Consider the following 24,081-nt stretch of genomic DNA (forward strand, 5'->3'; position numbering starts at 1 on the left):
CTGCTTACTCAGCTACTACAATTGCGGCAACGTCGAGCGGAGTTTCCTTGCCTTTGAGCACCAATGGGCCAATTGTTTGAATGCTGCTTTGCAAATCGCCCAAATCTTCGGCCAAGGTATCGGGGCCAAGATAGATGGTGTTGGCTGGAGCAGCGCCACACAAACGAGCTGCCACATTGGTTACATCGCCAATCACGCTATAGTCGAAGCGCTCGTGTGCTCCAACATTGCCAACCACACCGATTCCTGTATTAATGCCTGCGCCAAACGAGGCTTGTGCTGGTAAGGCGCGGGCTGCCGCTGAACGATTAAAGGCCACAACTGCGGATAACGCTGTCATCGCCCCGCGAATTGCGCGCTGGGCATGGTCTGGTTGGCCAACAGGGGCGTTGAAAATCGCCATCGCTTGATCGCCAGCATATTGATTGAGCGTGCCGCCATGCTGAATTAATGCCTTGGCAATCAGATCAAGATAGGTATTGATAATCTGCATCATGGCTTCTGGTGGCAAGCGCTCCGCCAAGGTGGTGAAGCCGCGCATATCCATAAACACGACGCTGACCTCGCGCCGCTCGCCGCCAAGTTTTAATTGGCCTCGTTCGGCGGCCTTCAACAGCTCGTTAAGCACGCTGGGCGGCGTACGTTTGGCAAACAGGTCGAGTACTTGGCTGTGATCTTGGCGTTGTAGATTGTTTTGAACGAGCAGCATAACCAAGCCAGTTACGCCAATCGCTAGTAATGGGCTAGCTAGATCGATGCGAATTAATTGTTGTTGTAGCCCGCTAACTGCGCTAATCACCATCACGATTGTGCCGATAACCATGGCGCTAAACAAAAGCCATGGTCGCCGAATCATGGCGATTAATGTGAGTGCGATCACCAAGCCACTTAGAATGCCGCGCCGACCTGCTGGGCTTTGTTCGCGCAAGGCATTGGCATTCAGAATTGTGCCAATTGCATTGGCGTGAATCTCGACTCCATCCATTAATGGGCTGGTTGGTGTGGTGTAACGGTCGCTAAGCGCGGCAGCGGTCGAGCCAATCAGCACGATTTTATCATTGAATAGCGCAGGATCAACCGCACCATTGAGCACCGCCAGCAAACTGACTTGAGGATAGGTTTGGCTTGGGCCTGCATAATTTAACATAAAACTAACGTTATTGGCCGGAATTGTAACCCCATTGGCAAGCGTCGTAGCTGTTGGCTCGAAAGTTAATTCTGCTGGCAAATGCCACCATGCTTGGGCGCTGGCTAGCGCAATCGCTGGGTAAAGGCCGCTTTGATCGTAGTGGGTTTGAATGCGCCGCACTACGCCATCGCTGTCGGCAATGATGTCGCTATGCGCCAAAACCACCCTGCCAGTTTGCAATTGCTGGGCTGGCTCAATAATGTGCTTGCTTTGGTTCTCGCGCGAAACCGCCAAAATCGGGTGTTCTAATGGCGCTAGGGCTTGGGCAAAGGCTTGATCGCCAGCAGGATTGGCTCCCGTAAACAGCATATCAAAGACAATGACCCGTGCGCCTTTAACCTTGTTTAATAATTGAGCATAGATACTGCGATCCCACTCGGTAAGCCGCCCAAAGCCTGTCTCGTTGCTCAGCGCTTGGTCATCGATCGCGACAATTACAATCGCTGGTTGCGGGCTGTGGCTGGCCAATTGGCGCACCAGCAAATCTGCTGCTGAACGATCAAGCTGTCTGCGCCATGTCCAAGTATCACTCAACAACAGGGCCAGCAAACATGCCAGCCCTGTTGCGCTAAACCATAATCCCCGTCGAATTTGTTGCGAACGTAGCACCAGCTTGCTCCTATGGCTGCGGAATAATCAAGGTTAGGCCAACCGGAATCTCATCGCGATCACGAATGCTTGGGTTGGCGTTGATCAACGCATCGGGTGTAATGCCAAAGCGTTGGGCAATGCCATTGATGGTATCGCCAGCCTGCGTGACATACAGCTGTGGTGTTGCCGTCGGCGTGTTGGTTGGCGTATTAGTTGCCGTCGCCGTCGCCGTCGCCGTTGGCGTGGGCGTGTTGGTCGGTGTATTGGTCGGCGTATTGGTTGGCGTTGGCGTTGGCGTGTTGGTTGGCGTTGGCGTTGGTGAGATCTGCGGCTGCACCACTAAGGGCTTGGATTGCTCAGCCAGCAATTGTTCGCCAGCCCGCACAAACACGCTTTGGCCATCCATGGCTACCTGCACATTGCCTTTGTCGGTGGCATAGAAGGTTGTGGTATTACTGCGCGATTGCACAGTAAACTCTGTGCCACGGACTGAAGCTGCTGACGAAGGCGTTTCAACCTCAAACAGATCATTTGGCCCAAGCAAGCGTTTAACCCCGTTGAGGGTACGGCCAAACCAAACTTTAAGCCGTATTTGCTGGCCAGCGTTGGCATTATCCATGGTTTCGAGGGTCATGCGGGCATTGGCTTGCAAGGCGGTTGTTTGGCCATCGAAATAGGTAATTAATGCAGTGGCGCTTTCGGTTTGAATCGTATCGCCTGGCTCTAAAATAGTCACATCGCCTGCATTCAAGCGTCGTTCTGCCCCAGTGCGCACATTATTGATCACCGCTGTGCCATCGAAAATTTGCACGCTTGCATTGTGCGGCACGCTGGGCGTGGAGCTGGCAAGGGTGGCGTAGCCAACAAAAAATAAAATTGCGCTGGCAACGAATAAGGCAAAAATCTGCGGTCGACTCCATTGCCATTGCCATAATCGGCGCTTGGTTTTGGCAGCTTTGCGGCGCTTGGCGCTTGGTTGCAATGGTTGCACTTGATCAAGCTGTTGGGTGAGCGTTTGGTTGATGGCCTGTTGCTGGGTTTGGCTGAGCTGTTGCTCTGGCAAGGCCTGATTAATCGCCTGCTGAAGCTGCTGCTTGGTTGGTTTCATGCGATCCCTCTGCTGCTGCAAGTTGGTGATTAAGCCGTTGCAGGCCTTGCTGCACTAATTGTTCAGTTGCGCGGTGGGTGCGGCCTAGAATTTCGCCAATCATGGTAGCGCTTAGGTTGTGGCGCAGATGCAATAACACCGCCAGGTGCATGACCTCCGGCAAGCGCTGAAGTTCGCGAATCAGGCTATTGGTGTGCGGTTGCTGGCCATAATCACGCCAATGATCGAGCAGCACATGGCAAGTGAGCGTGTAGAGCCATAAGCGCAGCCCAAGCCGCTGATCGACGCTATTGATCGTGCGAATGGCCTTAGCCCAAACAGTATTGACCAAATTTTGGGCCAGTGGAGCTTGATAGACCGCCGCCCAGGCCAAATTATAGAGTTCGCCTGACCATTGCTCAGCCAACATGCGCCACGTTGCCTGATCGCCACGTTGTAATAATTTGATGATTGCTGAATCGTTTGCTGCTTGCGCCATAACCTATGCCCTATTGCTATTACCCAATGGAAACAAAAAGAATCACGTCGAGCAATGGGTGCTGACGTGATCGTAGAAGAATGACATTACGGGATTGCTAACTAGCCTTCGCGAGCACGCCGTACTGCTGCATTAAAGCCAGCTTCGTCACGGTTGATCAGCTTACGATTCTCGCTCGTTTCTTCGAATTTGGGGCAACGCACGGCCAAATATGGCGCGGTATGTGGGTCAACGCCCATCACACAAGGAACATGCAAGCCAACCCGAAAATGGCTGCAATCGCGGCAATCGCGGGCGCGGCGTGGGTCGCCACCAGTTTCATTATAGTGTTCAGCCAAGGCACTGATGCTCTCGTAGAGCAACTGTACTTGGCGGCGCAAATCTTCGAGCGCTAAATTAAAGGCATTATCGCGATCATTAGGCCGTGGGCGGCGAATCAAGCCATCATCTGGTTGGCGTGGTGGCGGTGTTGGGCGTGACGCATCGTTACTACTCATGGATTCCTCCTTGGGCGCTTGTGACGATGCTTTATCGCGCCCCAACCAATTATCCAACATGCCATGCTCCTTCGGCAATAGGCCTATACTGGTGATTAATTGCTATTTTAGCACTCACTACCAAGTGGGAACCAGTTGGAAGGATGAAGGATGAATTATGAGGGATGAATCGAAAGGATGAAGGATGAATTATGAGGGATGAAATAAAAGTCAAAAATCAGAAGTCAAAAGGCAAAAATCGCTAGCATGAGGGATGAATCGAAAGGATGAATTATGAATTATGAGGGATGATGCCCATAGCCAACTAACTATGGTTTGTAGTTTAACGCAGAGGCGCAGAGCCACGAAAGGATGAAATAAAAGGCAAAAGTCAAAATCAGAAGTCAAAGTCAAAAGGCATTGGATCTTGGCTGTGGGCTTTTGGCTAGTGGAATATCATTGGTGCAATTCGTGGAATTCGTGGCGAAAAACAGCCTTGGTGGATCATTAATCAACAAGGACACGAAAGGCCTGAAGTTTTATACTTCGTGCTCTTCGTGTCCTTCGTGGTTAAAAACTATGTTCTTAACTCCCGCTTTTCTTGGTCATTTTGGAGAGCATATCCCACATTTCGTTGGGCAAACGATCGAGGCCTGAGAATTGGCCAGCGCCATACAGCCACTCGCCGCCATCGATTGTAATACATTCGCCGTTGATATAGCCTGCCTCGTCGGCCAACATATAGGCTGCCAAATTGGCTAGCTCACTGTGCTCGCCAACCCGCCGCAGTGGCACGCGGTTGAGCGCTTGTTCAGCTAGTTCTGGCGTTGGAGCCAGCCGCTCCCACGCGCCTTGGGTCGGAAACGGGCCAGGGGCGATCGCGTTCATACGAATCCCATAGCGTGCCCATTCAACCGCTAATGAACGAGTCATGCCGAGCACGCCAGCTTTGGCTGCTGCCGATGGCACCACAAAGCCGCTGCCCGTCCAAGCGTAGGTAGTGACGATGTTCAAACATTGGCCACCGCGGCCAGCTTCGATCCATTTTTTGCCTAAAGCCAAGGTGCAGTAGAACGTGCCATGCAACACGATGCCTAAAACTGCATCAACGGCGCGGTGCGAAAGCTTCTCGGTGGGGCTGATGAAGTTGCCAGCAGCATTATTGACCAGAATATCAACCGTGCCAAAATGATTCCAAACGCTATCGATCATCTGTTCAACAGCTTCTGGGTCGCGCACATCGCAGCTAACGGTAAAGACTTCGCCGCCTTTTTCGGCCATCATTTCATTAGCTGCATTGGTCAATTTTTCAGCATTGCGGCTGGTAATCGCCAATTTTGCGCCCAATTCAAGGAAGCGCTCACCCATTGAACGCCCCAAGCCCGAACCTCCACCAGTGATGATGATCACCTTGTCTTTGAGCAGATCTGAACGAAACATGCACAACCTCCTTGTTGGGCTATCGGCGCGATCAGGCTTCTTTGATCTGCGCGTAATGTTGCCAGAATGTTGGGTACGAGACGGTTACGGCTTCGGCTTCGTCGATAATTGTTTCGCCTTCGGCCACCAAACCAGCGACCGCCAAAGCCATCGCGATGCGATGATCGCCATGCGATTGAACCGTTGCGCCGTGGAGTTCGCCACCGCCAGCAATCACCATGCCGTCGGGCGTGGCTTCGAGGCTTGCGCCCATTGCGCTCAATTCGCTCACCACCGTTGCCACCCGATCGGTTTCTTTGGCGCGGAGTTCTTCTGCGTCGGCTACCACCGTTTCGCCAACGGCACAAGCTGCGGCAACGGCCAACACTGGAATTTCATCGATCAAGCGTGGAATCAAATCGCCATCGATACGTGTGCCACGCAATCCACCGCCGCGCACAGTTACATCGCCAACTGGCTCAGCACCTTCGTTGCGCTCATTGCTAATCGTGATATTCGCACCCATGGCTTTGAGCACATCAAGCGCCCCAGTGCGGCTTGGATTCAAACCCACGCCCAAGGTTGTAATTTCAGCATCAGGGTGAATTGCCGCCGCGACCCACCAAAAGGTTGCCGACGAAGGATCGCCAGGGACGTGCAACGAAAGCGGATAGGGAAACACTGGATGGCTTGGTGGATAGAGCACAATTTCATCATCTTTGACCGTCAGATCAATGCCCATTGCAATCAGCATGCGCTCAGTATGATCGCGACTGACGATCTTGCCCGTCAAGCGCATTGGGGCATCGCCAGTGAGGCCCGCCAAGAGCAAGGCCGATTTGACTTGGGCGCTGGCAATTGGCAATTCATAATTGCCGCCATGAATCGTTGTGCCCCGAATCACCAGCGGCGCACGATTGCCATTGTCGCGGCCATCTAAGTTGGCTCCAAGTTGACGTAATGGATCGGTAATCCGGCGTTGTGGTCGTGAACGCAGCGAGGCATCACCAGTTAACACGCTTAAAAATGGCTGACCAGCCAGCAAGCCAGCCAGCAAGCGCAGCGTCGTGCCCGAATTACCACAATCTAAAACATCGCTTGGCTCGCGCAAACCGCGCAAACCGCGTCCAAACACCCGCACTTTATCATCGCTGTGTTCGATTTCAACGCCCATTTGGCGCAAACAGGCGATCGATGAAAGACAATCAGCGCCTGGCAAGAAGCCGGTAATTTCGGCGTTGCCCTCGGCCAAGGCATTGAACAATACCGAGCGATGCGAGATCGATTTATCTCCAGGCACACTGAACGCGCCACGCAGGCGCTTGGCATGACTAACTGTCTGTTTCATCGGGCGTTGACTCCTGAATTGCGGCGGGGGGCAGCCCCATGTGGTGTTCAAAGCGGGCGAGGGCGGCAACCAATTGTTCTTGGCGCACGGCGCTGGTCAGGTCGCCACGGGTGCGTTCGAGCACGGCGCGCAGCGCATCGGTGGTGCGGCGCAGGCCACTGGTTACAGCATCAGGGAAATCGACAGTTACCAAAAAGCTATAGATTTCATCCATCTGATCAAGCAAGCGTTCGCCGCTATCGACCTTGCCGTGGCGCAGGCCATCGAGAATATAGCGCCGCAGTTCGCTGGCGGCCTCGGCTAAGCCATTTAAATAGGCTGCTGCTTCCACGCCCAAGGTTTGATGGTTGGGCAAGCTTTCGCCGCGCACTAAGGCCAAGGTCAAGGCAGCTTCGGCATATTCTTTAAAAGCATCTTGGGTATAGCCAGCGTAGAGCAAGGCCGGATACGGTTGGAGGCGTTCGCGCAAGCTTTGGGCTGCTGCTGCCGTTTCGGCTAAAAGTGGTTCGGCCACAGCCCATTCATGGCGGTGAACTGCCCGAATTGTGTTTGCGCATTGACGAATGAGTTCGCGAGCAGATTTGAGCGCGATTTCGCGGGTTGCATGAATCGCCTCCAACTCGCTAATGAGGGTCGTTGTTTCAATACTCACAGCGTTGTCCTTGTTAGGATCTCTGGTGTAAAACTGCGCATAGCATACTTGGCATGACGCGATAAGTCAAAGTAGCGCAAGTTGGCATTTTTGCATAATTGATTGAGCGCTGAGCAGTGGCTGGGGGAATTTCCCCTCACCCCCAACCCCGCTCCCGTGGCGCGGGCGAGGGAATTTAACGCCATGGTTCTTCGTCAATTCTTAGTAAAAAAATGCGTGCTCCCCCTCGCCCGCGTTTTCGTGGGAGAGGGGGCTGGGGGGTGAGGGAACGCTCCACCGCCGACCAATCGCTCAAAACCGACCCTTGTAAGGCTTGGGGGGTGAGGGGATCACAAACAAGGAAAAGTCTAGAGAATGAGGGAATGAGCAAGCGCAAGCTTATTTGCCAAATGCTGCTTGCCATGTCAACGGCCCCACAATTCCATCGCGGGTTAGGCCATAGGTCGATTGCAAATTGAGCACTGCTTGTTCGGTGCCAGCGCCAAACGCACCATCAACCGTTACGCCAAGCAACGTCTGAATTGCGCGCACTGCATCGCCGTTGCTGCCATTTTGCACGGTTTTGATCAATTTGGCGAAGGTTTGCGCGCCAACAACGCCATCGGCGGTCAAGCCATTGGCGCTTTGGAAGCTGCGTACTGCTTGTTCGGTGCCAGCGCCAAACGCGCCATCGGCAGTTAGTGAATGACCATGCGAGCGCAACAAATATTGAGCTGCTTTTACATCGTTGCCCGAACTGCCATTGCGCAGGGTTGGCCATGCTGGCAAGCTCGGAGTTGTGCCACCGGCGATCGTGCCAATCGCCACATTATCGTAATAGAAGGTAAGGATGGAACGCCAGGTTGAGCCATTATCAGCCAAATATTTCGAACCCCACTGGCTCATGTATAAGCCAACCGTCCAGCCATGATTTTGGCTGCATTGGCCCGAGCTGCGGCTGCCATTGTAGGAGCCAGCGCAATATTGGCTTTGGAAAATTGCATTATTTTTGATCAAGCGATAGTTCCAAGTATCATCAACCGCTGCGTTGGTGCTGGCATACGAAACATTGGGGTTATACACTTGGTCGGCGGTGGTATCTTTGGTGTCGTAGCCTTTGCCCGGATATTTGGGGTACATCGTGCGATACCAAGCATAGGTTTTCGAGGCCATCGCACCCGAACGCAACGATTCAGTACGCCAACCAGCAACCCACTCGTTGGGCAACACATGCTTAACATAGGTTTTGAAATTAACGGTATCAATCCGGCCAAGGCTAACGCGATAGACGCGAATTGTGGCTGGCGGCGTGGTATTCGTGCCCGCTAGCACTTGGTTTAATTCAGCATCGTTGAGGCTAGCTTCTTGCGCTGCATTGGTGGTTAAACGGTGTGGTTGCACATCAATAATTTCAGCTTGTTGATCGCCTGCTTTGTCGGCCAGCGAGAGTGGTGCATCAACCAACAGCGTATCATTCGGAATCAACTGGGCATTGCGTAAGCGCCAAGCGCGATAGCCCTGCGCCTCGACCTCGACCTCAATCGCTTGGCTATCGTTGGTTGATACGGTAAAATGCGCAATGCCTGCTTCGTTGGTAATGCTTGTTAGGCCTAAGCTTGCTAGCGAAACTGTGACATTGCGCAACGGCTTGCCATCAGGGCTGCTGACCGTCACGCTTACATTCGCTCGTTGCTGGTTGCGGGTTTGGGCCGCAATTGGCTGTTGAATCAATAAACCCAGCGCCAAACTGAGGATTCCCAACCAACGCCATGTTAATCTGCGCAGCATCAATGCTCCTTCCACTGAAGAAAATAGCCTGCGTGATTGCTCACGTTGCCGCCAGTATAGCCCGAACATCTTAAAATTTTCTTAATCAAGGCTGCTAATTCTAAAAAATTCCTTAATTTATGTAGTGAGAGGATGATCGTTTAATGAATACCAAACGCTCAATCATTTTGGTGCTGGCGCTAGCGCTGGGAGTTGTCTACGGAACTGTGGTTGAAATGACGCTTGATCCATGGGGCGGCTATACCGAATTGATCACGTTTTTTAGCTTTATAACGGTCTGTGCTTCATATCCTGCCAAAACATTCTATCGCTTCATCAGTGGCATGTTGAGTGGCATTCTTGGGATGCTAGTTATGTATGGCATCGCCTATGCGCAGGGGGATTTGGGCGCTGGAGCCGATGTTTTGTTCTATGCTGGTTTATTTTCTTGGAGTTTATTTGGGGTTCAATTTGGCATTGTTGCCGCAGTCTTAGCATCAGGATTATGGTTTTTGAGCAGCTATAGATTAAAAAAAACCTAGCCAAGTTTACGAATAAGCGCTGATCAACATAGAGGTGGCGATCGAATTATCAAAATCTTCGATCGCCACCTTTTTGATTTAGGGTTGACTATGTTTCTGCTTTTCAAGTTGTTTCAAGCTGAATTTCCATAACAACCAGCCCATAATGATGCTAAACACGGTCGCAATAATTAATCCTAAGCCACCCAACAACCAACCGAAAAAGAGAATACTCATAATGATCGTTCCAAGCCAACGCGACCAAAAGAAACGGCGCTGTTGGCGTTTTAATTGGGGAATTGGATCAAATGGCGTTTGATACATAATGCTCAGTTCTCCTCTGAAAAATAATATATTCACACGAGGAATTATAATCGATGGGCGCATTTAATACACTGCATTTGCAAGCACCATGTTTGGCATGTGGAGCCGAAATAGCGCTGGTGTTGCAATTTAAGTATGCAGAAAATTGGCAGTACGAATATAAGCTGAACGATCAATTGCGTTGGAATAGTCGCCATCCTCGCTCTAATGATGGCAAGCCAGGAGCTGCGCATGTTGTTATTTCAGCAATTTCCGAAGATTGCCCAGTTTGCAAGCACGATGGCGATGATTACCTGATTCATGTTTATAACGATGTGTTGACCAGCATCGAACCTGATGATCAGCGCTATAACTTTTTCGATGCTCAGCGCGATTACGTGGTTTTAGCGGAATGATGCAAATAAAGCATTCTTGCTCGCCACGTGGGTGATTCAATTCACCTTCCCATTCTCTAACCCAGCTACTATAATAAGCAACGCTGTGTTTTTTCAAAAGGATGGGTTATGCAAACCAAACGTTCATTGGTTGCCATTGGGCTGGCCTTGGCTATCGCTCTATTGAGTGTGTTTGCGGCCAATGGCCTCAGCTCATCAAGCGCTGCCTCATCGTCGGATGGGCTTTGGCAAGACGTTGCTGAACAACGGATTACGCTCAAAGGCCAGCGCGAAATTGTGCCGTTGGTCTATCGCACGGTCGGCCTCGATTTGGCTGGCTTGGGCAAACGTCTAGAACAAGCGCCGCTCGAAAGCGCGGTTAAGGTTCAGCAATCAGCATTCTTGCTGAATTTACCCTTGCCCAACGGTGAATTTCGCCAATTTCGGGTGGTCGAATCGCCCATTATGGAGCCAGCCTTGGCGGCGAAGTTCCCTGAATTGCGCACCTACTTGGCGCAAGGCTACGACGACCCAGAAATGGTTGCGCGGCTTGATCTGACTCCAGCAGGCTTCCACGGCTTGATTTTGGCTCCTGAAGGGCGCTATTTTATTGACCCCTACAGCCGCAACGACACCGCCAACTACCTTGTGTACGATAGCCGTAACTTTGTGGCCGACCCAGCCAAATTGGCGAGCAAGGGCGATGTCGATTATGTTGGTGAAACGCCAATTACCAATCCGTTCCCTGATCGGTTTGCGATTGGCGAAACCTTGCGTACCTATCGGCTGGCTATGGCGGCAACTGGTGAATACACCAGTTTTCATGGCGGCACGGTCAATCAGGCAATGGCGGCAATCGTCACCAGCGTCAACCGAGTTAACAGTGTTTATGAGCGCGACCTTGCGGTGCGTATGGTCTTGATCGCCAACAATAACTTGATTGTGTATACCAATGGCAGCACCGACCCCTACGAGAATGATGATGGCCTGACAATGCTTGACGAAAATCAGAGCAACCTTTCCAGCGTGATTGGCAACGCCAATTATGATATTGGCCACGTTTTTAGCACTGGTGGCGGCGGGGTTGCCGAGCTTGGCTCTGTTTGTGTGTCAAGTGTCAAAGCCCAAGGCGTGACTGGTTCGTCGGCTCCAATTGGCGATCCATTTGATATTGATTATGTGGCCCACGAAATTGGCCACCAATTTGCTGGCAATCACACCTTCAATAGCACGCTTGATGCTTGTGGTGAAGGTAACCGCGAAGGCCCAGCCGCCTACGAACCAGGCAGTGGCTCAACGATTATGGCCTACGCTGGTATCTGTGGCTCAGAAAACTTGCAACCAAACAGCGATCCCTACTTCCATGCCAAAAGCTTGGAAGAAATGAGCGCCTTTATTACGACTGGGGCTGGAGCCAGCTGTGGCACGACCAGCGCAACTGGCAACACGCCACCAACTGCCAATGCTGGGGCCGATTACACGATTCCAGCTAACACGCCATTTGAATTGACTGGTAATGGCAGCGATAGCAACGGCGATAGCCTGACCTACAACTGGGAACAATACGATTTGGGCGCAGCCTCGCCACCAAGCACCGATAATGGCAATCGGCCAATTTTCCGCAGCTTCAATTCAACCACATCGACCAGTCGCACGTTCCCACGCTTGACCAATGTTCTGAACAATAGCACGACGATTGGTGAAGTGATGGCGACGACCAACCGCACCATGAACTTCCGTTTGACCGTGCGCGATAATCGGGCTGGTGGCGGTGGTTTTGGCTTTGATACAGCTCGCGTGACAACGGTTAATGCTGCTGGCCCCTTCCGAGTAACTGCGCCAAATACCGCGGTAACTTGGGCTGGCTTTAGCAATCAAACCGTTACTTGGAATGTTGCCAATACCACGGCAGCTCCAGTCCTATGTAGCACCGTTAATATTTTGTTCTCAAGCAATGGCGGTACGAGCTTTAGCGCTGTGTTGAGCAATACGCCCAACGATGGTAGCGAAAGCATCAGCGTGCCAAATGTTGCAACCACCACAGGCCGGATTAAAGTGCAATGTGCCAACAATATCTTCTTTGATATTGGCAATGCTAACTTTACCGTAACTGCCAGCAATGCAACGGTTACGCCAACGAGCGTAACGACCGAAACCCCAACCAATACGCCAACCGCAACCGCCACCACGGTTACCCCAACGTCAACTACGGTAACGCCAACCGTCACGACGACCCCAGGCTCGTCAGTTGTCTACCTGCCATTGACGACCAAACAGCCCTAAAAATCCGAACACGGCCTACTTGAAATTTCAGGTAGGCCGTGTCCTCCACACAGAAATATACAGTTTTGAGCTAGCTAGACCAAGTTAGGCTTGGTTAACCACCGTTACATCGAGCAACTTCTCCGACACTTTATCGATCAATTGATCAATAAAAAAAGGCTTGGCAATCATCTCGGTTACCCCAGCCTCACGGGCTTCGCGTTGCAATTTGACACTATCATAGGCAGTAATCATCAGCATTGGTTGGGTTGCACCTTGCGAACGCAGCGCGCGAATCAGATCCAAACCAGACATTTCACGCATATGATGATCAGTCAGCAGAATATCGGCTGGCTCTTGCAACCATAAATTCAACGCTTCCTCGCCATGATAGGCCCGAACAACTTCAACGTCAGGGATGCTGCGGAGGCCAATGATTAAAGTCATGGCAATCGCTGTATCATCTTCGGCAATTAAAATGCGTTTGGTCATGGTTGGTCTCCTACTGTGCTGCTAGCATCCCCACCCACACTGATACAAGTACTTTTGTATCATAGAGGTACTATTGTAGCGGGTGGCTGGTAATGGCACAACACCCATAAAGGTGAATAAATTGGGATCATATGTCGAGTAAAAGCTGCTGTTATCACCCCTCTGAGGGAACAACAGCAGCTACGGGTTGTGCCAATATTTAGTTAAAGCAAGATCTAGGCCAACTAACGTCGCCAACGAGGTCGCAGCATTTGTTTGACGATTGAGCGCCAGCCCCGACTAATTGAGCGCGGCCATAAGGTTCTACTGACCATCGCACGATCGTTTTCAATTTCCTCGGGGTCAAGCCGCACGTGGCTGCCATATTGCTCGGCAGTGTAGGCATCGGCGAGGCGGCGCAAAGTTCGGCGCTGGCCAGGCATTTCTTTAGCTAATTCGCTGGCAAACTCTTGGGGCGTGCGCTCTGCTCGTTGCTCCAACCCTGCCCAACGTGCCAATAACCCAATAAAGCCATAGGCCCGCGCCGCAGGTCGCAAGCCGCGAAATTCGCGTTGCAACAATCCCCAGAGCAGCAAAATAACCATGCCAATGATTGCACAAATAATTGCCAACCATCGCCAGAAGGGGCTGCGTTCGACAACTGGCGGCGGTGCATCGTCAACTGGCAAGGCTTGTGGCTCGATCGTTGGAATTGGCGTGGTTTGGTAGTTTTCGCGCAGATCTTGCAAGGCATCGAAATCGGTTGCTGGTTGTTGAACTTGGCCTGCATTTGGCCCAATATCGTCGGGGTTTTCGCTGTTGTCTTCTGCTTGGGCTGGGCCGTCAGGCCGAATTGGCACGGTCACATAGCCCGCTGGAGTTGGCTCAAAGCGAATCCAGCCATAATCCATAAAATAGACTTCGGGCCAGCTATGGGCAATCGAGTCACGGACAATGTAGACTTGGCGATCTGCATCATAATCGCCAGTTGCATAGCCTTGTACCCAGCGCGCCGGAATTCCTTGCGCGCGCAACATCAACACCATCGAGCCTGCAAAGTAATCGCAATAGCCGCGGCGCAAATTGAACAAGAAGTTTTCGATCGGGTCGGCATCTGCTGGCGGTGCAGGAATTTGATCATCATAGGGCATTTGGCGCAGATAATTTTCCAGCGCTACTGCTTTATCATAGGCGGTTTCTGCACCGGCAGCGGTGGTTAATTGGCGCGACAAGCCACCAATATTGCGCATCGCTTGGGTATCGGGCAATTGTAGGTAGCGCTGAAGCCAAGGCGGATAGTCAGTTGACGCACTGCGCAAGCTTTGCTTATCAACATTGCTAATCAGCGAAACTACGCTATATTCAAAATCACGGTTGGCTGGGCCTTGATTGAAGTAAATCGCGCTATCGGCAAAGTTTGGCAGCATCGTTTCACTATCCGAGATAATAAAGGTGTGCTGCACCAAGACGGGAACGCTCCACGTCAGTGGCGAGGTTGCAGCAGGCAGTTGCTGATCGCCACGGGTTTGCATCAGCTTAATAGTTTGGGTAAATGGCTCGCGGCCATTCGTGTCAATTTGGGTCAGCGTATCATCGGGATTAATCGGGGTTAGCGCTTCGCGGCGCGTTGATGTCCGCCGAACCTGCCATGCGATGTCGCCAGTGGTATTTTGCCAGCCTTTGCCATCGTACAAATCCCAAGCATTCGAGCGCCAATATTCGGCGGAAGGCGCTTTGACTTCGAGCACAACTTCGTTGGTTGCCGAACGTGCGCCGCCAAGTTGCACCGTATTGTTGGCGAAATTGGCTCCGTTGCCATTTGGCACGACCACATTGCCCACTCCTTGCTGCCCCCGATCAGCGCGAATAGCGCCATTGTCGGGCAAGAAGAAATCAATTGGGCGGCTCAAATTCTCGCCAAAAATCCGTAATTGGGCATTGGTAATATTGGCTGGCATCAATGCTGCCATCAAAACCAAACTAAAACATGCCAACACTCCCGCCCACAAGTAGCGCAACGACAGCCATTCCTGCTGCTCCAAAAAGCCAGCATCCCATGCATGTTGGCGTTGCGCATAGGTTTGGGTTACCAAAAAGAGTAGCGCAACTAGCAAAAAGAGCCAGAACGAGGCAATTGGCTTGGGAATAGCATAGGTCAAATTAGCCATCAACAGGCTACCATTGAGCATGACCAAGCGCCAATTCCAGCGCCAGCGCATGAGCAACCAAATGCTGCTATAGGCAAAAATCCAAGCCAAGAGCAAACCCGCCAGCGAAAAGAGATAATAATCTTCGATGCGTTCGCCAGTTTTGGCCGCGCGAATTGCTGCAATCCCCCGAATCAGCAGATCCGTCCAGCGATCAACTTGGCCATCGAGGCGTGGATCAAGTGGCACAAAGCGAATCGCCCACGCCAAGCCCATAAAAAGGCTCAGCACATGGGCAATAAAGGCGGGCAAGGCTTGCCAACGGGCAAATAATGCTGCTACCACCAATCCGCCAAGCGCCACAATCCGCATGCGTTCAAAGCCTTCGACCCATTCCGATTCAACCACATTGGTCACGACCAGCAAGGCCATAATGCTGGCTAACGTCCAGGTTAGCAAACCATAGCTTGGTTGAAAAAAAGCACGAACTCGTTGCAGCATAGGGGATTCCTCAATCTAGCATGCGGGCTACTTGTATTTTAAAATGGCTCTTGGGCTTGCTGGGTTAGTAGTTGATGAGCATCGGCTTAGGCCAGCAGGCGTTTAAATAAGCGCTCGGCATTGGCAGTGGTGATGGTGGCAACTTCATCGAGGCTTAAATTGCGCAAACGGGCAATTGCCTCGGCCACATAAGCGACATAGCTTGGCTCATTGCGCTTGCCGCGATATGGGTGCGGCGTAAGATAGGGCGCATCAGTTTCAATCAAAATCCGATCAAGCGGCGCACGTTGCATCACATTCTGCAATTCAACGGCTTTTTTAAACGTCACTGGGCCAGAGAACGAAAGATAAAAGCCCACATCCAAACAGGCTTCTGCATAGGCCCAATCGCCGCTGAACGAATGCATCACGCCAGCTTGGCCCCGCGCCGCCGAATCCAACACCCGCACCGTATCGGCAACTGCATCGCGACTATGGATGACCACCGGAAAATCAAGCTCGCGAGCCATAGTCAGTTGTTGGCGAAACAGCTGCTCTTGAACATCGTGGGGCGCGCGATCGTGATAATAATCGAGGCCGATTTCGCCTAACGCTACGACCCGCGGCTGCGCCAACAGCTCACGAATTTGGGCTAATTCAGCCTCACCAGTTTCTAAGGCATAATGTGGTTGAATTCCAACGCTGGCCCAAACCATGGGCTGGCTCTGGGCCAAGGCAACGCTGGCACGTGATGAGGGCAAATCGTAGCCAATATTGATCATGCGGGTTACGCCAGCTGCTTGAGCACGCTCAAACACAGCCGCCCGATCATCATTAAATTGATCGCTATGAACGTGAGTATGGGTATCAATTAACATGAATGTTCCTAGAATGATACGGCTTGGACACAAGCACAATTTGGTGCAACCTAGCCAGCAAATATTATACCCAATCAGCGCACACAATAGCAAAATTCTGTTACCATACAACCACGATTAAGTTATGGAGGATGATTCCTATGGCAGTACGTTCAGCTGAAGCAACATGGACTGGCTCTTTACGCGAAGGCGCAGGCTCGGTCAAAACTGGCAGTGGCGCAGTCGAAGGTAGCTACTCATTTCCTTCACGCTTTGAAGATGGCACTGGCACGAACCCCGAAGAACTGATTGCAGCCGCGCATGCTGGTTGTTACTCAATGGCCTTGACCGCTGATCTCGGTCGCGGTGGCTACGAACCAAAGAGCGTGCACACCGTTGCGAAGGTGCATCTCGAACGCGGCGACGGTGGCTTCAGCATCACCAAAATCGAGTTGCACACCGAAGCCGAAGTGCCAAACATCGATGCAGCAGCCTTTGCTGAAATCGCTGAAAAAGCCAAAGTCAACTGCCCAATCTCGAAGGCTTTGGCAGCAGTGCCAAGCATCGAATTGAACGCAACCTTGAAATAAGCTTGCGTTATAGAACGTTGAGGTTGATTCCCCTTGGGCAGCTAATGCTCAAGGGGTTTGTTGTTAAAAGCTGAGGGAATTATCTGTATCGTAACCCTCATGCCTTGTGAAATTTGGTGCAACATTGCAGCATTTTTAAAACTCGTTATAATCATGACGCAGTATGTCATAAATCAATGCTATACTGCAAACTAAGCAACCAAAAATCCTCTCAATTCTTTTAATCTGCGTCAATTGCAAAGGAGCACCTTCGATGGCAGACCTCAGCACGATAACTGTTAGTGATTACATTGCGACCGCCCTGCCGGAACAATTGGCCAGCCAAAGCAGTGGCTTGGAAGATGCAACCTATGCAATTCAATATCTGGTAGACGGAACGGCCTACGCTGTGAGCTACAGCGGCGGTCGCGGCGAAGTTGTCACTGGCACGGTCGAAAATCCTTTATTGACGGTGACGCTTGACGAGCCAACCTGGCGCGGCGTGATTACCGAAGAAACCGCTTCGGCAGATGCCTTGGTTAGCCCAGCTAAAATGAGCACCAGCCGCCTCGAAAAATTGCAAAATCTCAAAGGTAAATTCAATCTTGAATTGACCAAAGCTGATGGCAGCGTGGCCTACTCAACCACTACCTTCAATGGCGTTGATACCCCAGAAGTTACCCTCATGATGAAGGCCGAAGATTACGCCAAAATCCTCAAGGGCGAACTCAATAGCCAAATGGCGTTTATGACCGGCAAACTCAAATTCAAAGGCGACATGAATTTCCTCATGAAGCTCGGCACACTCATGTAATTGCAGAAGGATGAAGGATGAAGGATGAAGGATGAAACATTAATTTAAATTCATCCCTCATCCCTCATCCTTCATACTTTCTTTGAGGGAGCAACGATGATTTCCTTCTCTCCATCTGAAGAACAAGCCCTGATTGTTGATACACTCAAACGTTTTGCCAAGGATCGCCTGCGCTCGATTTTTCGCGAGGCCGATGAAAATGGCGAATTGCCAGCCGACTTGTTGAACAAAGGCTGGGAATTAGGTTTGGTCGGTTCGTCGATTCCTGAGCAATACGGCGGTTTCGGCGAGTTTTCGGCAGTAACTGGTGCGTTGGCGCTCGAAGAATTGGCGTGGGGCGATTTGGCTAGTGCACTGGCCTTGAGCGCTCCTGCAAGCTTTGCCTTTGCTGTCTTGGCTGCTGGCACGGAAGCCCAACGCGAAGCCCTTTTGCCCCAATTTAGCGAAGAACGCTTCATCAATGCCACCTCGGCCTTGATCGAGCCACGCCTGCAATTCAACCCGCGCAAATTGCAAACCACAGCTACCCGTGATGGTGATGGCTATGTGTTGAATGGGGTCAAAAGCTATGTGCCATTGGCCAGCAGCGCCGAACATTTCTTAATTTATGCTGCTGAAGATGGCCAAACCCAAGCCTTTATTGTGCCCGCCAAAACTGCTGGCCTCAGCGTTGGCGAACGCGAAAAATTGATGGGCGTGCGCGCGCTCGAAGTTGCCCGCGTAACCCTTGATAACGTCAACGTTGCAGCTGATGCCAAACTTGGCGGCGACGCAGGGATCGATTTTAGCCGTTTGTACGCTCGTTCGCAAGTTGCGCTTTCAGCATTGGCAATTGGGGTTGCGCGTGGAGCCTACGAATATGCACTCGATTACGCTCGCAATCGCCAAACCTTCGGCGAAGCAATCGGCCAACGCCAATCAATCGCCTTTATGCTGGCCGAAATGTTGGTCGAAATTGATGGCGCGCGCTTGATGGTGTGGGAAGCGGCTTGGAAGCTCGATAACAACCAAGAAGTGACCCGCGACGCGCTGATGGCCAAACATAACGCCGACAAAACCGTGCTGATGGTCTGCGACCGTGCCTTGCAAATTCTTGGCGGTCACGGCTACATCCGCGAGTTTCCTGTCGAGCTGTGGCTACGCAACGCTCGCGGCTTCACCACCTTCGACGGCTTGGCAATGGTCTAGGAAAAGCAAAAGTCAGAAGTCAAAAGTCAAAAAGTTCAGAAACCGAAGATGAAAGACTGAAAGCCAAATAGCTTAATCAAAGCAGACTCTAGCATTTTGATTTTTGCCTTCTGTCCTTTGACTTCATATTTTTTTTGATTTTTGCCTTTTGCCCTTTGACTTCATACATGGGGGTTCTCATGGCGATTGATTTTAAATTATCGGAAAGCATTGATACCCAACGCCAAATGACGCAGATGGTGGCCGAGCAAATGATGCGGCCTGTCTCGCGCCATTTCGATGAGCACGAACACGATATTCCATGGGATTACATCAATGCGATGTGGCCAATTATGCGCCAAAATCCTATGTTTGGGGTGGTCGATAAGCCAGAAACGGCGGTTGACCCTAACAAACCCAAAAAGCCCAAAACTGGCAACGTGCGCATGGTGCATTTGATCGAAGCGCTCTCATGGGGCGATGCTGGGATCTATTTGACTACACCAGGCGGAGCCTTGGGTGGTGCTGCGGTTGCTGCCGCTGGCACCAGCGAGCAAAAAAGCCGCTTCTTGGCCCGCTTCGCCGATAGCGAAACCCCAGTCTGGGGATCGATGGCCATGACCGAGCCACAAGCTGGCTCGGATACCTCGGCGATTCGCACCACCGCCGTGCGCGATGGTGATTCGTGGATCTTAAACGGTGAAAAGATCTATTGTACTGGTGGCCGTTTGTCGCTCGAAGAATCGCAAGGTTTGGTAGTGGTTTGGGCCACGGTCGATCCCAAGCTTGGCCGCGCTGGCATGAAGGCCTTTGTGGTCGAAGCTGGCACGCCTGGCATGGAAGTGACTAAGCTTGAGCACAAGATGGGGATTCGCGCCAGCGATACCGCTGCCGTAGTCTTTACCGATTGTCGGATTCCGTTCGATAACGTGCTTGGCAATCCTGAAATTCCTAAACCTGAAGCAACCGCTGCTAGTGCTGATGCTCCCAAGGGCTTCAAAGGCGCAATGAAAACCTTTGATGCCACTCGCCCAGCAGTCGCAGCCTCGGCCTTGGGCATTGCCCGCGCAGCCTTGGAATTGTTGCGCGAACAATTGACCGCCGCCGGCGTGGCAATTCGCGACGATGTGCCAGTCCACGAGATGAGCGCTGTCGAGCGCGATTTGTTGGAGCTGGAAGCCCAGCACAAAGCAGCTTGGTTGCTCACGCTCAAAGCCGCGTGGATGATGGATTCAGGCGAAGCCAACACCGTTGAAGCCTCAGCCTGCAAAGTCAAAGCTGGCGAAGCCGCAACCGTGATTACCCAAAAAGCTGTTGAACTCTTGGGGCCATTGGGCTACACCCGCGAACTTTTGGCCGAAAAGTGGATGCGCGATGCCAAGATCAACGACATTTTTGAAGGCACTGGCCAAATCAACCGCTTGATTATTGCCCGCCGGATTTTGGGCTTCTCGTCACGCGAATTGAAATAAACTGCTACTATGGAGCACGCAGTGGCTACGGCTGCTGCGTGCTTTTTTGTTTTTGGTCTTAGCCACGAGGTCGTTCATGCAAGCCCCAGCCAGTGTCATCAACCACGCCAACATTATAGAAACCTTTGGTCAAGCCAGTTTTGAGCAATTAGTCCAAGCCACCTATCAGGGCGATCCGTTGGCCGATGCGGTAATTGCTGAATTTGGCCAAGCTGGCAGCGCAGCCCGCCAAGCACTTCAAACTGGCTTAACTGATGGACTTGACCATGTTAAAGGTGATTTTCCAGCGGTGCGTGCCTTTTTGGCTGCCGCCGAAACCCTGCCCACGTGGGTTGATGTTGCGCAGCTTGAGCGCGGCGCACAAGCCTATTGCTCAATTGGTGTGCTTTGGTTGACCTTGGCGCTTGGGCCTGGCTCGTTGGTGCATACCTACAGCGCGCCAACGATCGCCGATCTCTTGGTGCAAACTGGCGATCTCGAACACATGGCAACCAAACGCATCATCGACACCGGCACATGGGGCATGGCGATTGCGATTCCGCAAGCTTTGCAACGCGGTAGGCTTGGCTATGTGCATAGTTTGCAAGTGCGCTTGCTCCACGCCCAAATTCGCAATTCGTTGCTCAAACGCAATTGGGATACAAGCAAAACTGGTTTGCCAATTAATCAATTGGAAATGGTGCGCACCTGGCTGGATTTTACCTATGTGCCATTTACGGCGCTGGCTCGCTTTGGCATCGATTTTACTAGTGCCGAATTAGGCGATTTGTATCATCTTTGGCGCTACATTGGCTACTTGCTCGGAATCGATCCCACCATCTATCAAAGCGTCATTGATCAAGCTTCGGCGGCGCGTTTGTTAGATTGGGTTGATAGCAGCATGCAACCGCCCAATGCTAGCTCACGCCGCTTGACTGCCGCCATGATCCAAGCGGTCAGCGAGTTGGTGCAACCGCTGATTAACCGTTCGTTTAAATTTTCGTTTGCCTTGGTGACTGCGCTGACTCACCATTTTCATGGTCGGCAACTTTCGCGCCAACTAGGTATCAAACGCTCGTGGATAAGTGCATTCGTGCCGTTGGTGGTGATAGCAAATCGTTGGCAACGTCGCAAATTACGTCGCAACCAAAATGCTTGGCAAGCCCAAATTCAAACCACTGCCAACGATTTTTACGAGCGCGTCGTCAATGCTGATCAAACCGCGTATCAAGCAAAAAAAGCTATTGAACAGCGCTAAGCATCCATGTCACATCTAGCATTGCTGAACCGTCTTGACTCCAGAATGTTTTTACAAACTGGAGTTTTCGCATGAATAGCCAAAAACCAATGGTTGTGATCGGTGGCGGTTTAGCAGGCCTGACGGCGGCCAATTATCTGGCGCGGGCTGGCAAACAGGTGATCGTTTTGGAGCGGGCCAAGGAGTTTGGTGGCCGTGCCCGCACTAATCGCGAAGCTGGCTTTGAGTTGAATTTCGGCCCGCATGCCTTATATTTGAAGGGTGCTGGCGCGCGGGTCTTGCGCGAGTTGCAGCTGATGCCCACTGGCTCGAAGCCGGTCGCGCCCGATGTGTTGTGGGCTGAGCAGCAGCTTTATCCAACCAACTCGATTAAGGCTGCGCTGACCACGCCCTTGCTCAGCCGCCGCGCCAAATGGCAATTTTTACGCACTTTTGCCAAAATTCAATTTACCAACCCAGCTGATTATGCAGATCGTAGTTTTGCCCAATGGATTGAGCAACAGGCCGACGATCCACGCACCCGTCAATTGTTGGCGATGTTTGGGCGCTTGACGACCTATGGCGCTGCCAACGATTTGCAAAGTGCCGCCGCAACCCTAGAAAATATCAAAACTGGCCTTGCTGGAGTGTTGTATGTTGATCATGGTTGGCTGACGATTGTGCAATCGTTGGTTGATAAAGCGCAGCAGTTAGGCGTTGATTTGCGCACCAGCCAACGGGTTCAGGCCATCCAACAAAGCCATGCTGGCGCAACAATTCAGCTTGCCGATGGGAGCAGCATTCAGGCCGAGGCGGTGGTGTTGGCGGTCACGCCGCAAGCAGCCAACGAGTTGATTGGCGCTAAGAGCCAGCTATTTCAACGCCATTATCAACGCATGCAGCCAATTACCGCCGCAACCTTAGATTTGGGCTTGCGCCAATTGCCCCAGCCAAAGCGCCAATTTTTGTTAGGCGTTGATCAGCCGTATTATGCGGTTGCCCACTCGCGCTATGCCAAACTCGCGCCGCAAGGCCAAACCATGTTGCATGTGATGAAATATCTCGACCAGCGCCAATCAAACGATCCCAAGCAAACCCGCGCCGAATTGGAAAATTTGCTTGACCACTATCAAGCTGGTTGGCGCGATCAGTTGATTACCAGCCGATTTTTGCCTTCAATCACCGTCAGTTATGATCTGCCGCAAGTCCAATTTGGCGGCTTGACTGGACGTACCCCAGTGGTTTTGGCCGATTGCCCAAATGTTTATTTGGCAGGCGATTGGGTTGGAGCCGAAGGCCAGTTAGCCGATGCTAGTTTTGCTAGCGGCTATACTGCGGCCAAAATCATGCTTCAGCCTGCGGCCCAAAGCTACATGCGCACTGTAGGAGCCGTAGCATGAATCAAATCGAACTATTCGAGAGCTATCGTGGTTATTTGTTCGGCATCGCCTATCGCATGCTTGGCAGCGTGATGGATGCAGAAGATTGTTTGCAAGAAGTCTTTTTGCGCTGGCAAAGCCATGCAGAAGCAGTGGCAAACCCACGGGCTTGGCTGGCAACCGTAGCCACCCGTTGGTGTCTCGATCAGCTGAATACGGCGCGCCAGCAACGCGAGCAATACATTGGCGAATGGCTGCCCGAGCCATTAATTACGCCAGCGCCAAGCAGCGAGCTTGAGCAAGCAGAATCGCTATCGACGGCGTTTTTGGTGCTGTTGGAGCGGCTTTCACCAGCAGAACGGGCAGTTTTTTTGCTGCACAAAGTTTTTGGCTACGAATATAGCGAGATTGGCGAAATTGTGGGTAAAAGTGCGGTGGCCTGTCGCCAACTTGGCCATCGTGCAGCAGAGCATGTGGCCCAAGCTCGCCCACGTTTCAAGGTGGAGCCAAGCGTGCAGCAACGGCTTAGTACGCAATTTTTGCAAAGTTGTGCCACCGGCGATTTACAGAGCTTGATGAGTTTGCTTGCTGAAGATGTGGTGTTGCGCAGCGATGGCGGCGGCGTGGTGCAAGCGGCACGCAATCCAATATATGGGCCATCGGCGGTTGGACGCTTCTTGTTGGGCGTGCTGCCAAAATTGCCAGCCAATAGTATTTTCGAGCCACGCTTGATCAACGGCCAACCTGGGTTTGTGGCGATGGTTGATGGTCACGCCAGCGGCACCTTAATCTTAGATCTGCTTGATCAACAGATTGGTGGCATTTACATCATGCTCAACCCCTATAAATTGCAGCATTTGGCGCAATAATGATCGCAAATAGAAATTCAGCTTGTTTCACCACCCTTCCGTCCCGACTCAAGGCGGGAAACGCAGGGGGGGCAGCCCCCTGCACCCCCAAATATTTGATTGATGGATTATTACTGTTTATGCTGTTTCTCTGCCTAAGAGACTTCGCGCTC

General features: G+C 51.9%; 22 protein-coding genes. 10 read left to right on the forward strand and 12 right to left on the reverse strand.

Features of this window, described 5'->3' with window-relative positions; genetic code table 11:
- Positions 1 to 4: 4 nt before the first annotated feature.
- The 8 genes from ACFMKP_RS04580 to ACFMKP_RS04615 all read right to left on the reverse strand — a co-directional run bounded on the left by ACFMKP_RS04580 (position 5) and on the right by ACFMKP_RS04615 (position 9,028).
- On the reverse strand, positions 5 to 1,798 hold the full coding sequence (locus ACFMKP_RS04580; protein WP_382289486.1) for a CHASE2 domain-containing protein: 1,794 nt from the start codon (positions 1,796 to 1,798) through the stop codon (positions 5 to 7).
- A 10-nt stretch (positions 1,799 to 1,808) separates the two neighbouring features.
- Entirely contained in the window at positions 1,809 to 2,888 is a 1,080-nt protein-coding gene (locus tag ACFMKP_RS04585) for a LysM peptidoglycan-binding domain-containing protein (RefSeq protein WP_382289487.1), read from the reverse strand.
- Complete coding sequence (locus ACFMKP_RS04590; RefSeq protein WP_382289489.1) at positions 2,851 to 3,366, reverse strand: RNA polymerase sigma factor; 516 nt, start codon at positions 3,364 to 3,366, stop codon at positions 2,851 to 2,853. Before ACFMKP_RS04590 ends, ACFMKP_RS04585 begins: the two co-directional genes overlap by 38 nt.
- A gap of 101 nt (positions 3,367 to 3,467) precedes the next feature.
- Positions 3,468 to 3,863, reverse strand: coding sequence for a hypothetical protein (locus ACFMKP_RS04595; protein WP_382289491.1), 396 nt, complete (start codon positions 3,861 to 3,863; stop codon positions 3,468 to 3,470).
- Positions 3,864 to 4,427: 564 nt separating this feature from the next.
- The gene (gene fadH, locus ACFMKP_RS04600) at positions 4,428 to 5,282 is read right to left on the reverse strand and encodes a 2,4-dienoyl-CoA reductase (RefSeq protein WP_054532954.1); all 855 of its coding nucleotides are present in this window, start codon (positions 5,280 to 5,282) and stop codon (positions 4,428 to 4,430) included.
- Between the two features lie 31 nt (positions 5,283 to 5,313).
- Complete coding sequence (gene aroA / locus ACFMKP_RS04605) at positions 5,314 to 6,609, reverse strand: 3-phosphoshikimate 1-carboxyvinyltransferase (protein ID WP_204756999.1); 1,296 nt, start codon at positions 6,607 to 6,609, stop codon at positions 5,314 to 5,316.
- Positions 6,593 to 7,261 (reverse strand): haloacid dehalogenase, encoded by a 669-nt coding sequence (locus tag ACFMKP_RS04610; RefSeq protein WP_382289493.1) that lies wholly within the window; start codon positions 7,259 to 7,261, stop codon positions 6,593 to 6,595. Before ACFMKP_RS04610 ends, aroA begins: the two co-directional genes overlap by 17 nt.
- A gap of 378 nt (positions 7,262 to 7,639) precedes the next feature.
- Positions 7,640 to 9,028 carry a peptidoglycan-binding protein gene (locus ACFMKP_RS04615; RefSeq protein ID WP_382289495.1) on the reverse strand — a complete coding sequence of 463 codons (1,389 nt, stop codon included), beginning with the start codon at positions 9,026 to 9,028 and terminating at the stop codon, positions 7,640 to 7,642.
- Positions 9,029 to 9,171: 143 nt separating this feature from the next.
- Here ACFMKP_RS04615 and ACFMKP_RS04620 point away from each other — a divergent pair, with 143 nt between their 5' ends.
- Positions 9,172 to 9,549: a hypothetical protein gene (locus ACFMKP_RS04620; RefSeq protein WP_382289497.1), complete on the forward strand. Its 378-nt coding sequence runs from the start codon at positions 9,172 to 9,174 to the stop codon at positions 9,547 to 9,549.
- A gap of 78 nt (positions 9,550 to 9,627) precedes the next feature.
- Here ACFMKP_RS04620 and ACFMKP_RS04625 read toward each other — a convergent pair whose 3' ends face one another.
- Positions 9,628 to 9,852, reverse strand: a complete 225-nt coding sequence (locus ACFMKP_RS04625) for a hypothetical protein (protein ID WP_382289498.1) — start codon at positions 9,850 to 9,852, stop codon at positions 9,628 to 9,630.
- Positions 9,853 to 9,905: 53 nt separating this feature from the next.
- Here ACFMKP_RS04625 and ACFMKP_RS04630 point away from each other — a divergent pair, with 53 nt between their 5' ends.
- Complete coding sequence (locus ACFMKP_RS04630; RefSeq protein ID WP_382289500.1) at positions 9,906 to 10,247, forward strand: hypothetical protein; 342 nt, start codon at positions 9,906 to 9,908, stop codon at positions 10,245 to 10,247.
- Positions 10,248 to 10,355: 108 nt separating this feature from the next.
- Entirely contained in the window at positions 10,356 to 12,509 is a 2,154-nt protein-coding gene (locus ACFMKP_RS04635; protein WP_382289502.1) for a reprolysin-like metallopeptidase, read from the forward strand.
- Positions 12,510 to 12,593: 84 nt separating this feature from the next.
- Here the strand turns inward: ACFMKP_RS04635 and ACFMKP_RS04640 are convergent, their stop codons facing one another.
- The 3 genes from ACFMKP_RS04640 to ACFMKP_RS04650 all read right to left on the reverse strand — a co-directional run bounded on the left by ACFMKP_RS04640 (position 12,594) and on the right by ACFMKP_RS04650 (position 16,464).
- Complete coding sequence (locus tag ACFMKP_RS04640; protein WP_110515309.1) at positions 12,594 to 12,980, reverse strand: response regulator; 387 nt, start codon at positions 12,978 to 12,980, stop codon at positions 12,594 to 12,596.
- A 224-nt stretch (positions 12,981 to 13,204) separates the two neighbouring features.
- Positions 13,205 to 15,607, reverse strand: a complete 2,403-nt coding sequence (locus ACFMKP_RS04645) for a DUF4129 domain-containing transglutaminase family protein (protein ID WP_382289503.1) — start codon at positions 15,605 to 15,607, stop codon at positions 13,205 to 13,207.
- An 86-nt stretch (positions 15,608 to 15,693) separates the two neighbouring features.
- Positions 15,694 to 16,464 carry a TatD family hydrolase gene (locus tag ACFMKP_RS04650; protein ID WP_382289505.1) on the reverse strand — a complete coding sequence of 257 codons (771 nt, stop codon included), beginning with the start codon at positions 16,462 to 16,464 and terminating at the stop codon, positions 15,694 to 15,696.
- A 140-nt stretch (positions 16,465 to 16,604) separates the two neighbouring features.
- On the opposite strand from ACFMKP_RS04650, the gene ACFMKP_RS04655 reads away from it, so the two are divergent.
- From ACFMKP_RS04655 to ACFMKP_RS04685, 7 genes are all read left to right on the forward strand, one after another.
- Positions 16,605 to 17,033 (forward strand): OsmC family protein, encoded by a 429-nt coding sequence (locus ACFMKP_RS04655; RefSeq protein ID WP_382289507.1) that lies wholly within the window; start codon positions 16,605 to 16,607, stop codon positions 17,031 to 17,033.
- 253 nt (positions 17,034 to 17,286) lie between these two features.
- Positions 17,287 to 17,826, forward strand: a complete 540-nt coding sequence (locus tag ACFMKP_RS04660; RefSeq protein ID WP_204757010.1) for an SCP2 sterol-binding domain-containing protein — start codon at positions 17,287 to 17,289, stop codon at positions 17,824 to 17,826.
- Positions 17,827 to 17,922: 96 nt separating this feature from the next.
- On the forward strand, positions 17,923 to 19,014 hold the full coding sequence (locus ACFMKP_RS04665) for an acyl-CoA dehydrogenase family protein (RefSeq protein ID WP_382289509.1): 1,092 nt from the start codon (positions 17,923 to 17,925) through the stop codon (positions 19,012 to 19,014).
- 179 nt (positions 19,015 to 19,193) lie between these two features.
- Entirely contained in the window at positions 19,194 to 20,465 is a 1,272-nt protein-coding gene (locus tag ACFMKP_RS04670; protein WP_382289511.1) for an acyl-CoA dehydrogenase family protein, read from the forward strand.
- Between the two features lie 76 nt (positions 20,466 to 20,541).
- Positions 20,542 to 21,702 carry an oxygenase MpaB family protein gene (locus ACFMKP_RS04675; protein WP_382289513.1) on the forward strand — a complete coding sequence of 387 codons (1,161 nt, stop codon included), beginning with the start codon at positions 20,542 to 20,544 and terminating at the stop codon, positions 21,700 to 21,702.
- Positions 21,703 to 21,773: 71 nt separating this feature from the next.
- Positions 21,774 to 23,081: a phytoene desaturase family protein gene (locus ACFMKP_RS04680; protein ID WP_382289515.1), complete on the forward strand. Its 1,308-nt coding sequence runs from the start codon at positions 21,774 to 21,776 to the stop codon at positions 23,079 to 23,081.
- The gene (locus tag ACFMKP_RS04685) at positions 23,078 to 23,929 is read left to right on the forward strand and encodes an RNA polymerase sigma-70 factor (RefSeq protein WP_382289517.1); all 852 of its coding nucleotides are present in this window, start codon (positions 23,078 to 23,080) and stop codon (positions 23,927 to 23,929) included. Before ACFMKP_RS04680 ends, ACFMKP_RS04685 begins: the two co-directional genes overlap by 4 nt.
- The last annotated feature ends 152 nt before the right edge of the window (positions 23,930 to 24,081 follow it).

Source organism: Herpetosiphon sp. NSE202 (assembly GCF_042688385.1).
GTDB lineage: Bacteria > Chloroflexota > Chloroflexia > Chloroflexales > Herpetosiphonaceae > Herpetosiphon.

What these genes read in the sequence shown, in the direction of transcription:
- ACFMKP_RS04640 (WP_110515309.1), bottom strand. Translation starts at nt 12,980, where the DNA reads ATGACCAAACGCATTTTAATTGCCGAAGATGATACAGCGATTGCCATG.
- ACFMKP_RS04675 (WP_382289513.1), top strand. Translation starts at nt 20,542, where the DNA reads ATGCAAGCCCCAGCCAGTGTCATCAACCACGCCAACATTATAGAAACC.
- ACFMKP_RS04670 (WP_382289511.1), top strand. Translation starts at nt 19,194, where the DNA reads ATGGCGATTGATTTTAAATTATCGGAAAGCATTGATACCCAACGCCAA.
- ACFMKP_RS04650 (WP_382289505.1), bottom strand. Translation starts at nt 16,464, where the DNA reads ATGTTAATTGATACCCATACTCACGTTCATAGCGATCAATTTAATGAT.
- ACFMKP_RS04615 (WP_382289495.1), bottom strand. Translation starts at nt 9,028, where the DNA reads ATGCTGCGCAGATTAACATGGCGTTGGTTGGGAATCCTCAGTTTGGCG.
- ACFMKP_RS04620 (WP_382289497.1), top strand. Translation starts at nt 9,172, where the DNA reads ATGAATACCAAACGCTCAATCATTTTGGTGCTGGCGCTAGCGCTGGGA.
- fadH (WP_054532954.1), bottom strand. Translation starts at nt 5,282, where the DNA reads ATGTTTCGTTCAGATCTGCTCAAAGACAAGGTGATCATCATCACTGGT.
- ACFMKP_RS04660 (WP_204757010.1), top strand. Translation starts at nt 17,287, where the DNA reads ATGGCAGACCTCAGCACGATAACTGTTAGTGATTACATTGCGACCGCC.
- ACFMKP_RS04680 (WP_382289515.1), top strand. Translation starts at nt 21,774, where the DNA reads ATGAATAGCCAAAAACCAATGGTTGTGATCGGTGGCGGTTTAGCAGGC.
- ACFMKP_RS04625 (WP_382289498.1), bottom strand. Translation starts at nt 9,852, where the DNA reads ATGTATCAAACGCCATTTGATCCAATTCCCCAATTAAAACGCCAACAG.
- ACFMKP_RS04595 (WP_382289491.1), bottom strand. Translation starts at nt 3,863, where the DNA reads ATGAGTAGTAACGATGCGTCACGCCCAACACCGCCACCACGCCAACCA.
- ACFMKP_RS04665 (WP_382289509.1), top strand. Translation starts at nt 17,923, where the DNA reads ATGATTTCCTTCTCTCCATCTGAAGAACAAGCCCTGATTGTTGATACA.
- ACFMKP_RS04685 (WP_382289517.1), top strand. Translation starts at nt 23,078, where the DNA reads ATGAATCAAATCGAACTATTCGAGAGCTATCGTGGTTATTTGTTCGGC.
- ACFMKP_RS04645 (WP_382289503.1), bottom strand. Translation starts at nt 15,607, where the DNA reads ATGCTGCAACGAGTTCGTGCTTTTTTTCAACCAAGCTATGGTTTGCTA.
- aroA (WP_204756999.1), bottom strand. Translation starts at nt 6,609, where the DNA reads ATGAAACAGACAGTTAGTCATGCCAAGCGCCTGCGTGGCGCGTTCAGT.
- ACFMKP_RS04590 (WP_382289489.1), bottom strand. Translation starts at nt 3,366, where the DNA reads ATGGCGCAAGCAGCAAACGATTCAGCAATCATCAAATTATTACAACGT.
- ACFMKP_RS04585 (WP_382289487.1), bottom strand. Translation starts at nt 2,888, where the DNA reads ATGAAACCAACCAAGCAGCAGCTTCAGCAGGCGATTAATCAGGCCTTG.
- ACFMKP_RS04630 (WP_382289500.1), top strand. Translation starts at nt 9,906, where the DNA reads ATGGGCGCATTTAATACACTGCATTTGCAAGCACCATGTTTGGCATGT.
- ACFMKP_RS04655 (WP_382289507.1), top strand. Translation starts at nt 16,605, where the DNA reads ATGGCAGTACGTTCAGCTGAAGCAACATGGACTGGCTCTTTACGCGAA.
- ACFMKP_RS04635 (WP_382289502.1), top strand. Translation starts at nt 10,356, where the DNA reads ATGCAAACCAAACGTTCATTGGTTGCCATTGGGCTGGCCTTGGCTATC.